Source organism: Pseudomonas azerbaijanorientalis (assembly GCF_019139795.1).
In the GTDB taxonomy this organism is placed as follows: domain Bacteria; phylum Pseudomonadota; class Gammaproteobacteria; order Pseudomonadales; family Pseudomonadaceae; genus Aquipseudomonas; species Aquipseudomonas laurylsulfatiphila.
Genome location: NZ_CP077078.1, coordinates 817589 through 832389, shown reverse-complemented (window position 1 = coordinate 832389; position 14801 = coordinate 817589). Strand labels below are relative to the sequence as shown.

Genomic DNA, 14801 nt, shown 5'->3' with positions numbered 1-14801 from the left:
GCAGTCATATATTTCGCGCAAACATCGGTCATCGTGCTGCCTATTGCAGAGAACTGGACAGTCACAAAGGCTTTGCGGCATAGTCGCCGGGTTCTGACAATTGCTCACGGAAAATAAAGGAACAGCCGATGGCGACCCTACTGGTTCTGCACGGACCCAACCTGAACTTGCTCGGCACTCGTGAACCGGGCACCTACGGCGCCACGACGCTGGCGCAGATCAACCAGGACCTGGAACGCCGTGCCCGCGAATCCGGTCACCATCTGCTGCACCTGCAAAGCAATGCCGAGTACGAATTGATCGACCGTATTCACGCTGCCCGCAGCGAAGGCGTGGACTTCATTTTGATCAACCCGGCAGCTTTTACACATACAAGTGTCGCATTACGTGACGCGCTGCTGGCGGTGAGCATCCCATTCATCGAAGTGCATTTGTCGAACGTGCACAAACGCGAACCTTTCCGCCATCACTCTTACTTCTCCGACGTAGCGGTGGGAGTGATCTGCGGCCTTGGCGCCAGCGGTTATCGACTGGCCCTGGAGGCCGCCCTGGAACAACTTGAACAACAAGTTAACCGCCCCTGACCGACCCTTGGGAGTTGATGATTCATGGATATCCGTAAAGTTAAGAAACTGATCGAATTGCTGGAAGAGTCCGGCATCGACGAGCTCGAGATCAAGGAAGGCGAAGAGTCCGTACGCATCAGCCGTCATAGCAAGACCCCGGCTCAGCAGTACTACGCGCCGGCTCCAATGCCTGCTCCGGCTGCCGCGCCTGTCGCTGCCGCTGCTCCGGCTGCCGCTGCCGCACCTGCTGCCGCCGCCGCACCAGCGCTGAACGGCACCGTTGCCCGTTCGCCGATGGTCGGTACGTTCTACCGCAAGTCTTCGCCAACCTCGCCGTCCTTCGTTGAAGTCGGCCAGACCGTGAAGAAAGGCGACACCCTGTGCATCGTTGAAGCCATGAAGATGATGAACCACATCGAAGCTGAAACCAGCGGTGTGATCGAATCCATCCTCGTCGAAGACGGCCAGCCGGTTGAGTACGACCAACCGCTGTTCACCATCGTTTGAACCGCGGAGAGCCTTTGATGACTGCGAAGTTGGAAAAAGTTCTGATCGCCAACCGCGGTGAGATCGCCCTGCGGATCCTGCGCGCCTGCAAAGAGATGGGCATCAAGACCGTCGCCGTTTACTCCAAGGCCGACAAGGAACTGATGCACCTGGGCCTGGCAGACGAATCCGTCTGCATCGGTCCGGCATCGGCCGCCCACTCCTACCTGCACATTCCGGCAATCATTGCCGCAGCCGAAGTGACTGGCGCCACCGCCATTCACCCGGGCTACGGCTTCCTTGCGGAAAACGCCGACTTCGCCGAACAGGTCGAGAAATCCGGCTTCGCGTTCATTGGCCCGAAAGCCGAAACCATTCGCCTGATGGGCGACAAGGTATCGGCCAAGCACGCCATGATCGCAGCTGGCGTACCGACCGTTCCGGGTTCTGACGGCCCGCTGCCGGAAGACGAAGAAACCGCTCTGCGCATTGGTCGCGAAGTGGGTTACCCGGTGATCATCAAGGCCGCTGGCGGCGGCGGTGGTCGCGGCATGCGCGTTGTGCACAAGGAAGAAGACCTGATTTCCTCGGCGAAACTGACCCGCTCCGAAGCAGGCGCGGCGTTCGGCAACCCGATGGTCTATCTGGAGAAATTCCTGACCAACCCACGGCACGTGGAAGTCCAGGTTCTTTCCGATGGCCAGGGCCAGGCTATCCATCTGGGCGACCGCGATTGCTCGCTGCAACGTCGTCACCAGAAGGTTCTTGAAGAAGCGCCGGCACCGGGCATTGACGAAAACGCACGCCAGGAAGTACTCGCACGCTGCGTCAAGGCGTGCATCGACATCGGCTACCGTGGCGCAGGCACTTTCGAGTTCCTGTACGAAAACGGTCGTTTCTACTTCATCGAGATGAACACTCGTGTCCAGGTAGAGCACCCGGTTTCGGAAATGGTCACCGGTATCGACATCGTCAAGGAGATGCTCAGCATCGCCGCCGGCAACAAGCTGTCGTTCACCCAGGATGACGTGGTCATCCGCGGTCACGCGCTGGAATGCCGGATCAACGCCGAAGACCCGAAAACCTTCATGCCGAGCCCTGGCACGGTCAAGCATTTCCACGCTCCAGGCGGCAACGGCGTTCGCGTCGACTCGCACCTGTACAGTGGTTATGCCGTTCCGCCGAACTACGATTCGTTGATCGGCAAGCTGATCACCTACGGCGCAACCCGTGACGAAGCCATGGCGCGCATGCGCAATGCGCTGGACGAGATCGTGGTTGACGGGATCAAGACCAACATCCCGTTGCACCGCGACCTGACCCGCGATGAAGGCTTCTGCAAAGGGGGCGTGAACATTCACTACCTCGAGCACAAGCTGGCTGGCGAGAAGCACTAAGCTTTAGCTGGCACATGACAAAGCCGCCTCTGGGCGGCTTTGTTGTATCTGGACATTTCATCAGATAGGTGGCTTTGCACAATCCCTGTGGGAGCGGGCTTGCCCGCGAAGACGTCGGCACATCCAACATCAATGTGACAGACAGTACGCATTCGCGAGCAAGCCCGCTCCCACAGGCACAGCGGACTCCCACAAAAGCCCCGCTCTCGCGTAAACTTGCGTCCTTCTCGCAGCCCGCCTGGCTGCAATCAACATTTTTCAAAGGTGCCCGCCATGCCTTGGCTGCAAGTACGTCTCGCCATCAGCCCAGAACAAGCCGAAACCTATGAAGACGCTTTCCTTGAAGTCGGCGCCGTGTCGGTGACCTTCATGGACGCCGAAGACCAGCCGATCTTCGAGCCGGAACTCAATACCACGCCGCTGTGGTCGCACACGCACCTGCTGGCCCTGTTCGAAGGTGGCACCGAGCCCGGCCCGGTACTGGCCCACCTGGAGCTGCTGACCGGCAGCCCGCTGCCTGAACACCACAGCGAAGTCATCGAAGACCAGGATTGGGAACGCAGCTGGATGGACGGATTCCAGCCAATGCGTTTCGGCCAGCGCCTGTGGATCGTGCCGAGCTGGCACGCCGCGCCGGAACCTGACGCAGTGAACCTGTTACTTGATCCGGGCCTGGCGTTCGGCACCGGCACCCACCCGACCACCGCACTGTGCCTGGAATGGCTCGACGGTCAGGACCTGAAAGACTGCAACGTGCTGGACTTCGGCTGCGGTTCGGGGATCCTGGCGATCGCCGCGCTGTTGCTGGGCGCCAGGGAAGCCGTGGGCACCGACATCGACGTGCAGGCGCTGGAAGCCTCCCGCGACAACGCCGGGCGCAACAACATCGCCGAACACCTGTTCCCGCTGTACCTGCCGCAAGACCTGCCGCAGGTGCAGGCCGACGTGCTGGTGGCCAACATTCTCGCCGGCCCGCTGGTTTCCCTGGCGCCGCAGCTGTCCGGCCTGGTCAAGTCGGGCGGTCGCCTGGCGCTGTCGGGCATCCTCGCCGAACAGGGTGACGAAGTCGCTGCCGCCTACGCCAAGGACTTCGATCTGGATCCGATCGCCAATCGCGATGGCTGGGTGCGCATCACTGGCCGTCGGCGCTAGAATGGCCGCCTGCATAATCCGGAACGCCGCATGACCGATAGCTTCGTCACTCAGTGCCCGCATTGCCAAACCAGCTTCCGCGTCAGCCATGCCCAATTGAGCGTGGCTCGCGGCGTGGTTCGCTGCGGCTCCTGCCTGCAGGTGTTCAATGCCGCCAGGCAATTGCTTGAGCAGGCCGGCAAGGAACCACCGGTAGCGGCGCCGTTACCGCCTGTGCAGCCTGCCGAACCGCTCGAGCCATCGGCACCACGCGCCATCAGCCAAAAGCAATGGAGCGCGACTGAACTGGACCTGGACAGTCTCGACCTCGACGAAGAACTCGCCCGGCTCGAACAGCGGGAAATCCAGCCAGCCACCGAGCTCGGCCGCCATCGCGACGACTCGCTGAGCGCCCGTCGCGACAGCACCAGGCAGGATGACGAGGAGCCCTGGCCCGACAGCCTGTTCAGTGAGTCGGCGGCCGATCGCGCGCAAGTCGACGAACCGTTAGACCACCTTGAATCGCCAGAGCCGACGGTTGAACCGGGCAAAGTCTCGCGCACCGAACCTTCGCTGTCCCTGGAACCGGTCGATCTCGACGACGAACTGCAACCACCCCAGTTGCGCTTGCATGACCCACTCGATGCGCCGCTGCACCACGAACGCCTGTCGGCCGCCGACGAGAACGAAATCGACGACAACCTGCCCTCGATCGAACCGCTGCGCAAGCGACGCGAACGCAGCGAGACGGGCCCGCGTGCCGAAGTGCTGCAAGACCTGACCGACGACCCGCTGCAACTGGACTGGCAAAAACGCCGCTCGCCCTGGGGCCGACGGCTGTTGTGGTTGCTGCTGGTGCTGATTGCCGCTGGCGCGCTCGCCGGCCAGTACATCGCCTACCATTTCGACGAACTGGCGAGACAGGATCAATATCGCCCGTGGTTCCAGCAACTGTGCCCGCAAATCGGCTGCACGGTGCCCTCCAAAGTCGACATTGCAAAAATCAAAAGCAGCAACCTGGTGGTGCGCAGCCATCCTGAATTCAATGGCGCGCTGGTGGTCGATGCGATCATCTATAACCGCGCAACCTTTTCCCAGCCCTTCCCGCTGCTGGAACTGCGCTTCGCCGACCTCAATGGCCACCTGATCGCCAGTCGCCGCTTCAAACCCGGCGAGTACCTCAATGGCGATCTCGAAGGCATGGCGGAAATGCCTCCGCAGACGCCGATCCACATCGCCCTGGACATTCTCGACCCCGGCGCCAAGGCCGTGAACTACAGTCTGAGCTTCCACTCTCCGGAGTGAAACGCTTCATCGCTCCCCGATTGAAGTCGGCTTTCTGACTCCCCCTGGCCAACCAAACCACGGGGAATAACAGAATAACTGTTCAGATTTTGTTCAATTCAGCCTTTATCCAGTCATCGAGAGCGGGTATCATGCCCACCCTTTTTCGAACTCTCATGATCCGGCCCCACAACAGGGAAGTCCTATGTCGGCGGTACGCATCGGCCCATACACATTGCATAACAGCTTGATTCTCGCCCCCATGGCGGGTGTCACCGACCAGCCCTTTCGTCAGCTGTGCAAGCGCTTGGGCGCGGGACTGGTCGTCTCGGAAATGGTCACCAGCGACATGAGTTTGTGGAACACCCGCAAGTCGCGAATGCGCATGATCCACACAGGTGATCCCGAGCCACGCTCGGTACAGATCGCCGGTGGGGACGCGCAGATGCTGGCGGACGCTGCCCGTGCCAACGTTGAAATGGGCGCGCAGATTATTGATATCAACATGGGCTGCCCGGCCAAGAAAGTCTGCAACAAGGCTGCCGGTTCTGCACTGCTGAAGGATGAAACCCTGGTAACCGAGATCCTGCAGGCCGTCGTGGCTGCGGTCGATGTGCCGGTTACCCTGAAGATCCGGACCGGCTGGGACCGGGACAACAAGAACGGCCTGACGGTGGCGAAGATCGCCGAGCAGGCAGGCATTACGGCGCTGGCAGTGCATGGCCGCACCCGTGCCGACCTGTACACAGGTGTTGCCGAGTACGACACCATTGCCGCGATCAAGCAGGCGGTGTCGATTCCGGTCTTCGCCAACGGCGATATCGATTCACCGGAAAAAGCCCGGTACGTGCTCGACGCGACCGGTGCCGATGGTTTGTTGATTGGCCGGGCTGCCCAGGGGCGGCCATGGATTTTTCGCGAGATCGACCACTTCCTGCGTACCGGCGAGAAACTCCCGGCGCTGGAACTGATCGAGGTGGAACGCATCCTGCTAGAGCATCTGGCTGCCCTGCACGCCTTCTATGGCGATGTCATGGGTGTACGCATTGCTCGAAAGCATGTGGGCTGGTATCTCGCAACCCTGCCGGGCGCCAGGGAGTTTCGCGCCCACTTCAATCGTTTGGATGGTACGGATACACAATGCGCCAACGTTCGGGCGTTTTTCGCCGAGCGTTACAAGAGCCTGACAGGGGACGGAGAGTGGGTGGCCGCATGACGATGATGACCGAGACTTTAGTGAGTGGAACAACACCCGTGAGCGACAACGTGAATTTGAAACAGCACCTCAATACACCGAGCGAAGAGGGCCAGACCCTTCGCGGGAGTGTCGAGAAGGCGCTGCACAATTATTTCGCCCACCTTGAGGGCGCTGCCGTCACTGATGTGTACAACCTGGTGCTCTCCGAAGTCGAGGCTCCCCTGCTCGAATGCGTGATGAACTACGTCAAGGGCAACCAGACCAAGGCCAGCGAGATGCTCGGACTGAACCGGGGCACGCTGCGCAAGAAACTCAAGCAGTACGATTTGCTGTAAGCATTCAATCAAACCAGAAAGGCGCCCGCGTAAAACCGGTCGCCTTTTTTGCTGACTTCCTTTGCTTTTGATGGAAATTGAGATGACCGACCAGACTACCCGCCTGCCGATCCGCCGCGCCTTGATCAGCGTTTCCGACAAGACCGGGATCCTCGAATTCGCCAAGGAGCTTGAAGCCCTGGGCGTCGAGATCCTCTCCACCGGCGGGACGTTCAAGCTGCTGCAGGACAACGGCGTTGCCGCAGTGGAAGTCGCGGATTACACCGGTTTCGCCGAAATGATGGACGGCCGGGTGAAAACCCTGCACCCGAAAATCCACGGCGGGATCCTCGGTCGTCGCGGTATCGACGACGCGATCATGAACGAACACGGCATCAAGCCGATCGACCTGGTCGCAGTCAACCTGTACCCGTTCGAAGCCACCATCAACAAGCCAGGCTGCGACCTGCCGACTGCCATCGAGAACATCGACATCGGCGGCCCGACCATGGTTCGTTCGGCCGCGAAAAACCATAAAGACGTAGCGATCGTGGTCAATGCCAGCGATTACGCCAGCGTCCTTGAAAACCTCAAGGCCGGCGGCCTGACCTACGCACAGCGCTTCGACCTGATGCTCAAGGCGTTCGAACACACCGCCGCCTACGACGGCATGATCGCCAACTACATGGGCACCGTGAACCAGGCGGCTGACACCCTGAGCACAGAAGGCCGCAGCGAATTCCCGCGTACCTTCAACAGCCAGTTCATCAAGGCCCAGGAAATGCGCTACGGCGAGAACCCGCACCAGAGCGCGGCGTTCTACGTGGAAGCCAAGCCTGCCGAAGTCGGCATCGCCACCGCGACCCAGCTGCAAGGCAAGGAACTGTCGTACAACAACGTGGCCGACACCGACGCCGCGCTGGAATGCGTGAAGAGCTTCGTCAAGCCGGCTTGCGTGATCGTCAAGCACGCCAACCCGTGCGGCGTGGCTGTCAGCCCTGACGCCGAAGGCGGCATCCGCAAGGCCTACGACCTGGCCTACGCCACCGACACCGAATCCGCTTTCGGCGGCATCATCGCCTTCAACCGCGAACTGGACGCCGAGACCGCCAAGGCCATCGTCGAGCGCCAGTTCGTCGAAGTGATCATTGCTCCGAGCGTCAGCGAAGAAGCCCGCGCCATTGTCGCCGCAAAAGCCAACGTACGCCTGCTGGCCTGTGGCGAGTGGTCGGCTGACCGCGCCGCTGCCTGGGACTACAAACGCGTCAACGGTGGCCTGCTGGTGCAGAGCCGCGACATCGGCATGATCGGCGCCGACGACCTGAAAGTGGTGACCAAGCGCGCACCGACCGAACAGGAAATCAACGACCTGATCTTCGCCTGGAAAGTCGCCAAGTACGTGAAGTCCAACGCCATCGTCTACGCCAAGAATCGCCAGACCATCGGTGTCGGCGCCGGCCAGATGAGCCGCGTGAACTCGGCGCGCATTGCTGCCATCAAGGCAGAACATGCCGGCTTGCAGGTAGCCGGTTCGGTGATGGCTTCCGACGCATTCTTCCCGTTCCGCGACGGTCTGGACAATGCGGCCAAGGCGGGCGTGACTGCCGTGATCCAGCCAGGCGGCTCGATGCGTGATGCTGAAGTGATTGCTGCGGCCGACGAAGCCGGCATCGCGATGGTATTCACCGGCATGCGCCACTTCCGTCACTAATACGGCAACGGTCGCACTGACGCCGGCATCTGCTGCGTTGGAGCCCACCTCGATGATGCTCATTGCCAAAAGGCAACTCCGCTCATCGAGGTGGGCTCCGCCTTGCATCTACCGGCGTCATTGCAACCTCCTAGGGCGTGAAGCGCTTTAGGTTCCAAAACAGAATTAGCGTCATCCGAGGTTTTTGAAATGAATGTTTTGATCATTGGCAGCGGTGGCCGTGAACACGCCCTGGCCTGGAAAGTGGCTCAGGATCCGCGCGTGCAGAAAGTGTTCGTGGCGCCGGGCAACGCCGGTACCGCCATCGAAGCCAAGTGCGAGAACGTCGCCATCGACGTACTGGCGCTTGAGCAACTGGCAGACTTTGCCGAGAAAAACGTTTCCCTGACCATCGTCGGCCCTGAAGTTCCGCTGGTTGCCGGTGTTGTAGACCTGTTCCGCAGCCGCGGCCTCGACTGCTTCGGCCCGACCGCTGGCGCTGCGCAGCTGGAAGGTTCGAAAGCCTTCACCAAAGACTTCCTGGCTCGCCACAAGATCCCGACTGCCGACTACCAGAACTTCACCGAAATCGAGCCGGCCCTCGCCTACCTGCGTGAAAAAGGCGCTCCGATCGTGATCAAGGCCGACGGCCTGGCCGCCGGTAAAGGCGTGATCGTCGCCATGACCCTGGCCGAAGCCGAAGACGCCGTGCGCGATATGCTGGCGGGCAATGCCTTTGGCGATGCGGGTTCGCGTGTGGTCATCGAAGAGTTCCTGGACGGCGAAGAAGCCAGCTTCATCGTCATGGTCGACGGCAAGAACGTGCTGCCAATGGCCACCAGCCAGGACCACAAACGCGTCGGCGACGGCGACACCGGTCCGAACACCGGCGGCATGGGTGCTTACTCCCCGGCGCCAGTGGTCACCGCCGACGTGCACAAGCGCGTCATGGACCTGGTGATCTGGCCGACCGTGCGCGGCATGGCCGAGGAAGGCAACGTCTACACTGGCTTCCTGTACGCCGGCCTGATGATCGACAAGGCTGGTAACCCAAAAGTCATCGAATTCAACTGCCGTTTCGGCGACCCTGAAACCCAACCGGTGATGCTGCGCCTGCAGTCGAGCCTGGTGTTGCTGGTTGAAGCCGCCCTGGCCCAGGCGCTGGACAAAGTGGAAGCGCAATGGGATCCACGTCCGAGCGTTGGCATCGTTCTGGCCGCTGGCGGCTATCCTGGTGACTATGCCAAGGGCACAGCCATAAAGGGTCTGGATGCTGCCGCCGCACTGGAAGGCAAGGTTTTCCACGCCGGTACGGCGCTCAAGGACGGTCAGGTAGTAACCGCCGGTGGTCGTGTGTTGTGCGCCACCGCCATGGGTGCCAGCGTCGACGCTGCACAGCAGCAGGCCTACAAGCTGGCGGCAACGATTGACTGGGAAGGTTGTTTCTATCGCAAGGACATTGGCTACCGCGCCATTGCCCGCGAGCGTGGCGAAAGCCAGGAATAAGGTAGACACCGCGCCAGGCAATGAACACGGTTCATTGCCTGGCTATTCCGGCGCCGCGCATCGTTATACTCTGGCATCAACCTATCGAAGGGATTTCGCCGTGCGCTGGCTCAGGATTGCCATAAGCTTAACCGTCACATTGCTGACCCTGCTCTGCATGCTACCGGCCCAGGCCGCGCAAGGCAGTGGCTGGGCGGTATTGCTCGACGAACAGGGCGATCTGCAACTGAGCGACATCCGTTCCGCACGCTACACCAATCAATTCAGCCCCATCGAACTCGACCGCATTACCGCGGCTGAACCCGATGGAGCGCTATGGTTGCGATTCAAGCTTGCACCGGGCAAGCACGAACAGGTGCTGCGATTGTTCGCGCCTGATCTGCGCCAGTTCAACATGTACGTACTGGACGGCGACAAGCTGATCGACCAATCCAGCACGGGCAACGATCAACCCCAATCCGAGCGTCCATTGCCCAGCAGCGACTTCATGCTGCCCCTGCCACAAAGCGACAGCCCACTGGACGTCTACCTGCGACTGGCCTCCGACCACCAGTTACGACCCTACATCACCCTGCAATCGGCGGTCATCGCGGCTGCCAACCAGAACCAGACGCTGATCTATGGCCTGCTGTTCGGTTGCATCGCCATGCTGATCCTGCACAACCTCATCCGCTACGCCTACACCCGCTCGCACAGCGCCCTCTGGCTGGCAGCGTGTGAAGGACTGCTGATGCTCAGCCTGCTGTTGTTGCTGAACCTCGCCGGCCCCTGGCTACCGGACTGGCCCGCACTGCAGACGCCGGGGGCTTACTTGACATTACTGCTGACGGCGCCCTGCGGCCTGATGCTTGCCTATCGCTTCTTCTCCCCGCTCGGGCCGCACCCGCTGAACCGGTTGCTGCTCGGCGAAGTCCTGCTGATCACCGCCTGCGGCCTGATGCTGCTGTTCGTCAATACCTTGCCGCTGAACTTCATTACCTACGGCCTGGTAGCCCTGGCTGGCCTGACCATGCTGTTCATCAGCGCCTATCACTGGCAAAAAGGCTATCGCCCGGCCCGCCTCTTCGTGGCGGCCATGGTGGTATTCAACCTCGGGACCCTGGTCATCCTGCCTGCGCTGTTGGGGCTGACCCTGGTCGAACCCCATGGCCTGATCACCACCTTGCTGGTATTCATCTGCATCAGCGGCCTGCTGATGAGCATCGCGTTGAGCGAGCGCCAGCGCCGCATCACCGAAGACCGTTTCAGCATCAGCCGCGACCTGGCGGCCAGCAATGCCGAGATCAACGCCAAGGCCGAGTTCCTGGCGAAGATCAGCCATGAAATCCGCACCCCGATGAACGGTGTTCTCGGCATGACCGAGCTGCTGTTGGGCACACCGCTTTCGGTCAAGCAACGCGACTATGTGCAGACGATCCACAGCGCCGGCAACGAGCTGCTGACACTGATCAACGAAATTCTCGACATTTCCAAACTCGAGTCCGGGCAGATCGAACTGGACGATGTGCAGTTCGACCTCAACGCACTGATCGAAGACTGCCTGAGCATTTTCCGCGCCAAGGCCGAGCAGCAAAACGTCGAGTTGATCAGCTTCATCCAGCCGCAAGTGCCTAGAGTGATCAGCGGTGACCCGACACGCCTGCGCCAGACCCTGTTGAGCCTGCTCGAAAACGCCCTGAAAAAAACCGATGAAGGCGAAGTCCTGATCGTCGTGGCGCTCGACGAGCGCAACTCCAAACCGCGCCTGCGTATCGCCGTGCAGGACAGCGGCGAGCCGATGGACGCCGAAGAGCGCGACGCCCTGATGCACGCCGAACTGCACAGCCGGCATTTTCTGTCGGCCACCCACCTGGGCGGCAACCTGGGCCTGGTGATTGCCCGGCAACTGATACGCTTGATGCAAGGGGAATTCGGAATCAAGAGTGGCAGCAACCAGGGCAGCACCCTGTGGCTGACCCTGCCACTGGATCCGGATCGCCTCGAGCACCCGACCTCCGACCTCGATGGCCCGCTGCAAGGTGCACGGGTATTGGTGGTGGACGACAACGACACCTGTCGCAAGGTGCTGGTGCAGCAATGCAGCGCCTGGGGCCTTAACGTCAGCGCCGCGCCTTCCGGCAAGGAAGCGCTGGCACTGCTGCGCACCAAGGCGCATTTGCGCGATTACTTCGATGTGGTCCTGCTGGACCAGAACATGCCCGGCATGACCGGCATGCAACTGGCGGCCAAGATCAAGGAAGACCCGAGCCTGAACCATGACATCCTGCTGATCATGCTCACCGGCATCAGCAATGCGCCGAGCAAGATCATTGCGCGCAACTCCGGCATCAAGCGCATCCTCGCCAAACCGGTGGCCGGCTACACCCTCAAGACCACCCTGGCCGACGAACTGACCCAACGCAACAAAGGCCTGGTCGTCACGCAATCACCGCCAAGCGGCCCGCCCCCGCCGGTCAAGGTCCCCAGCGATTTCCGCATTCTGGTGGCCGAAGACAACAGCATTTCGACCAAGGTGATCCGCGGCATGCTGAGCAAGCTCAACCTGCAACCGGATACCGCCTGCAACGGCGAAGAAGCCTTGCAGGCGATGAAAGCCCAGCGTTACGACCTGGTGCTGATGGACTGCGAAATGCCGATCCTCGACGGCTTCTCGGCCACCCAGCAATTGCGTGCCTGGGAAGTCGGCAACCAGCGGGTCCGTACCCCCGTGGTGGCATTGACCGCCCACATCCTGGCCGAACACAAAGAGCGTGCGCGCCAGGCCGGTATGGACGGACACATGGCCAAACCGGTCGAACTGTCACAACTGCGTGAATTGATCGAACACTGGGTCGCCCAGCGTGACCAGCAGAATCGCGCAACGACCCAAACGTCCTGAGCCGACAGACTGCGCAACCCCTGATAGACTCCCCCTCGACTTCCCTCGCCAGTGAGCCCGGCACCATGCTCCATGTGTTGTTCAGCGTTTACCTGAAGATGCTGGTGCTCTACAGCCCATTCTTCGTGTTGTCCTGCTTCATCAGCCTGACCCGTGGTTATTCGCGCAAGGAACAGCGACGGCTGGCCTGGAAAGTTGCGGTCGCCACACTGGTCTCCAGTGTGCTGCTGTACTTGTTCGGCCGAGTGATTTTCAGTGTTTTCGGCATTACCGTGGACGCATTCCGCATCGGTGCCGGTAGCGTCCTGTTCATCTCGGCGCTCGGGATGGCACAAGGCAAATCGGCGGTACAGACCGACAACGTGCAGCAGGATGTGACCATCGTCCCGCTGACCATTCCACTGACCGTCGGCCCCGGCACCATCGGTGCGTTACTGGTGATGGGCGTGAGTCAGCCGCACTGGGACGACAAACTCACGGCCATAGTCGGCATTGCCATGGCCAGTTTTACAGTGGGCGTGGTGCTGTTTTTGTCCAGTCGAATCGAGCGCATTCTCGGTGATCAGGGATTACAGATCGTCAGCCGTTTGATGGGGCTATTCGTATGCGCACTGGCGGCGCAGATTATCTTCACCGGGGTGAGGGGGTATCTGGTGCCTTAGCCCGCCCCCCCTGAGCAAGCTGCACCGCATGTTCGCCGACCTTGATGCACAGTGCCTGCCGTTGCGGCCCTAGCCACCGCACTGTGTCTTCTCGGAATGCCGTGTATTCGTTGACAGCAAATCGGGCGTGAAGAAATGAAGTCATCACACCTCCCTCTACGCGATTCAAAGCGAAGTCTTGCCCGATAAACTGGCCTTCAATCGGCTGATCTGTTTCAAAGAACACGGTGGCCAATGTTAAAAAACCATCAGCCTCGACTACGCCTGCCAGCACTCTCACACGATGAGTACGCTTGAGATTGTCTTCGATACCGACTGAATGAGTCCCACTCTCCAATATCGATTGCTCACGGAAAACCCCAGCCCCCAGCGACTGTACCGGCAGTTGCGCAATCATGCGCAAAGCACTTCCCATCAGAATGACTTGCTGAGCGGACAGCCTTGATTGAAAGGCTGCATGCACAGCGTCATACACGGAAAAAATCGTGACGCCTGATCGAGGGAACATTCCTGAGGTTGCCCCCTGGTCATGGAACTGCCAGCCACAAGCGGCCAGCGTATCCACGAATACTTCGGCCCATTTGACGTGGGCGTGACCATTCGGAAAATCTTCCTCGGCGGTGAGTTGCGCAAACAAGACAGTGTCAAGGCTGTCCTGCAGGGCCGCAGGCGACAACGCCTTCGACATCAGCAAAACGCTGCCTGAATTTATTACTACGGAGTACGTCATTCGCTTTCCTTGATTCAGGAAGGCCAAAGACCTAAAGCCTCTGGCCTCGTTCCTTCACTTGCGCCGGCTGAACCGCCTGACCAACACATCTTTTCGGTGTTCGCCGAGGTACTCTTCGATGTCCGACTTGATTTCCGCATAACGGGCAGGGTTGAACGTTACAAACGACTTTCCGTGAAAGATTTCCAGGGAAGAAGTCTTCCAGTCGACAAACAGCGCACCGCCATCATCACTACCACCCTGATGATCAACCGCGCCTACCGCGATCAGGATAATTCCGTTGGCCATTTGCTCGCAGGGAATAGTGCTCAGGCGTACGCCTTCCGTATTCTTCGCTTCAAGGTTGAACAGATTTAGTGCATCAGGCTCTTTCTTCAATGCATCCAGCGTGGAGTTGGTGATTGCACTGAGCACAGTTGCGCCAGGAATTGCGGCCTTTGCAGCCTCGACGGCAGCCTGGATAATATCGACCATGACATTATCCATCGTGATCTTCAGCGAAGTGGCACTGTACTTTGAGTAACCTTTATCTGGAACGAAACACCCCAACTCTTCCAGGCACTTGGTAAAGGCGTGATACCAAGCCTTGGGATCCTTATTCCCCGGCACTTCGTAATTAGCTTCCATCTTCGACATGGTTATCAGGTTTTCAATGATCGCCATGTTCTCGATGCTGATCTTGTCACCGTAGCCAATCAGACTATTGCCCAACACCAGTGCGTCTAATTCCTTGGTAGGACTCGAAGCGACCGACGACATCAACGACATTGTGCGCGGCCGCTTGGCCATGGCACTTTTACGCATCTTAATGCATGCCCTTACAAAATCAGCACTTTTCGAAAAACTTACAGAACTTTTAAAATCATCCACAAGTAATACTCCTTTATTTACTAACAAGCGCTCCATCCAGAAGCGCCTTAAAACTAACGCAGTTCACTCCAACCATCAACCGCAACCAA

General features: G+C 59.8%; 13 protein-coding genes. 11 read left to right on the top strand and 2 right to left on the bottom strand.

Annotation, left to right across the window (positions count from 1 at the left end):
• The first annotated feature begins 128 nt into the window (after positions 1-128).
• The 11 genes from aroQ to KSS91_RS03590 all read left to right on the top strand — a co-directional run bounded on the left by aroQ (position 129) and on the right by KSS91_RS03590 (position 13112).
• The gene (gene aroQ / locus KSS91_RS03640; RefSeq protein ID WP_217837075.1) at positions 129-584 is read left to right on the top strand and encodes a type II 3-dehydroquinate dehydratase; all 456 of its coding nucleotides are present in this window, start codon (positions 129-131) and stop codon (positions 582-584) included.
• Positions 585-608: 24 nt separating this feature from the next.
• Positions 609-1073, top strand: a complete 465-nt coding sequence (gene accB, locus KSS91_RS03635; protein ID WP_007971363.1) for an acetyl-CoA carboxylase biotin carboxyl carrier protein — start codon at positions 609-611, stop codon at positions 1071-1073.
• A gap of 17 nt (positions 1074-1090) precedes the next feature.
• Positions 1091-2449, top strand: a complete 1359-nt coding sequence (accC, locus tag KSS91_RS03630; protein WP_095964765.1) for an acetyl-CoA carboxylase biotin carboxylase subunit — start codon at positions 1091-1093, stop codon at positions 2447-2449.
• A 273-nt stretch (positions 2450-2722) separates the two neighbouring features.
• Positions 2723-3601: a 50S ribosomal protein L11 methyltransferase gene (gene prmA, locus KSS91_RS03625; protein ID WP_015093304.1), complete on the top strand. Its 879-nt coding sequence runs from the start codon at positions 2723-2725 to the stop codon at positions 3599-3601.
• Between the two features lie 30 nt (positions 3602-3631).
• Entirely contained in the window at positions 3632-4885 is a 1254-nt protein-coding gene (locus tag KSS91_RS03620; protein ID WP_217837074.1) for a DUF3426 domain-containing protein, read from the top strand.
• A 184-nt stretch (positions 4886-5069) separates the two neighbouring features.
• The gene (gene dusB, locus KSS91_RS03615; RefSeq protein WP_015093302.1) at positions 5070-6080 is read left to right on the top strand and encodes a tRNA dihydrouridine synthase DusB; all 1011 of its coding nucleotides are present in this window, start codon (positions 5070-5072) and stop codon (positions 6078-6080) included.
• A complete protein-coding gene (fis, locus tag KSS91_RS03610) occupies positions 6077-6397 on the top strand; it encodes a DNA-binding transcriptional regulator Fis (RefSeq protein WP_015093301.1) in 321 nt (106 codons plus the stop codon). The genes dusB and fis overlap by 4 nt, the downstream gene beginning before the upstream one ends.
• Positions 6398-6479: 82 nt before the next feature.
• Entirely contained in the window at positions 6480-8087 is a 1608-nt protein-coding gene (gene purH, locus KSS91_RS03605) for a bifunctional phosphoribosylaminoimidazolecarboxamide formyltransferase/IMP cyclohydrolase (RefSeq protein WP_015093300.1), read from the top strand.
• Between the two features lie 189 nt (positions 8088-8276).
• Positions 8277-9572 (top strand): phosphoribosylamine--glycine ligase, encoded by a 1296-nt coding sequence (gene purD, locus KSS91_RS03600; protein WP_095964762.1) that lies wholly within the window; start codon positions 8277-8279, stop codon positions 9570-9572.
• A gap of 100 nt (positions 9573-9672) precedes the next feature.
• The gene (locus KSS91_RS03595; protein ID WP_217837073.1) at positions 9673-12450 is read left to right on the top strand and encodes a hybrid sensor histidine kinase/response regulator; all 2778 of its coding nucleotides are present in this window, start codon (positions 9673-9675) and stop codon (positions 12448-12450) included.
• A 65-nt stretch (positions 12451-12515) separates the two neighbouring features.
• A complete protein-coding gene (locus tag KSS91_RS03590; protein ID WP_007971378.1) occupies positions 12516-13112 on the top strand; it encodes a MarC family protein in 597 nt (198 codons plus the stop codon).
• On the opposite strand, the gene KSS91_RS03585 is transcribed toward KSS91_RS03590, so the two are convergent.
• Both KSS91_RS03585 and KSS91_RS03580 read right to left on the bottom strand, forming a co-directional pair.
• Positions 13081-13842, bottom strand: coding sequence for a hypothetical protein (locus KSS91_RS03585; RefSeq protein ID WP_217837072.1), 762 nt, complete (start codon positions 13840-13842; stop codon positions 13081-13083). The genes KSS91_RS03590 and KSS91_RS03585 overlap by 32 nt on opposite strands.
• A 54-nt stretch (positions 13843-13896) precedes the next feature.
• Positions 13897-14712, bottom strand: coding sequence for a hypothetical protein (locus KSS91_RS03580; protein WP_225923719.1), 816 nt, complete (start codon positions 14710-14712; stop codon positions 13897-13899).
• Positions 14713-14801: the final 89 nt, after the last annotated feature.

Coding starts and splice junctions, on each gene's coding strand:
- aroQ (WP_217837075.1), top strand. CDS start 129: ATGGCGACCCTACTGGTTCTGCACGGACCCAACCTGAACTTGCTCGGC.
- accB (WP_007971363.1), top strand. CDS start 609: ATGGATATCCGTAAAGTTAAGAAACTGATCGAATTGCTGGAAGAGTCC.
- accC (WP_095964765.1), top strand. CDS start 1,091: ATGACTGCGAAGTTGGAAAAAGTTCTGATCGCCAACCGCGGTGAGATC.
- prmA (WP_015093304.1), top strand. CDS start 2,723: ATGCCTTGGCTGCAAGTACGTCTCGCCATCAGCCCAGAACAAGCCGAA.
- KSS91_RS03620 (WP_217837074.1), top strand. CDS start 3,632: ATGACCGATAGCTTCGTCACTCAGTGCCCGCATTGCCAAACCAGCTTC.
- dusB (WP_015093302.1), top strand. CDS start 5,070: ATGTCGGCGGTACGCATCGGCCCATACACATTGCATAACAGCTTGATT.
- fis (WP_015093301.1), top strand. CDS start 6,077: ATGACGATGATGACCGAGACTTTAGTGAGTGGAACAACACCCGTGAGC.
- purH (WP_015093300.1), top strand. CDS start 6,480: ATGACCGACCAGACTACCCGCCTGCCGATCCGCCGCGCCTTGATCAGC.
- purD (WP_095964762.1), top strand. CDS start 8,277: ATGAATGTTTTGATCATTGGCAGCGGTGGCCGTGAACACGCCCTGGCC.
- KSS91_RS03590 (WP_007971378.1), top strand. CDS start 12,516: ATGCTCCATGTGTTGTTCAGCGTTTACCTGAAGATGCTGGTGCTCTAC.
- KSS91_RS03585 (WP_217837072.1), bottom strand. CDS start 13,842: ATGACGTACTCCGTAGTAATAAATTCAGGCAGCGTTTTGCTGATGTCG.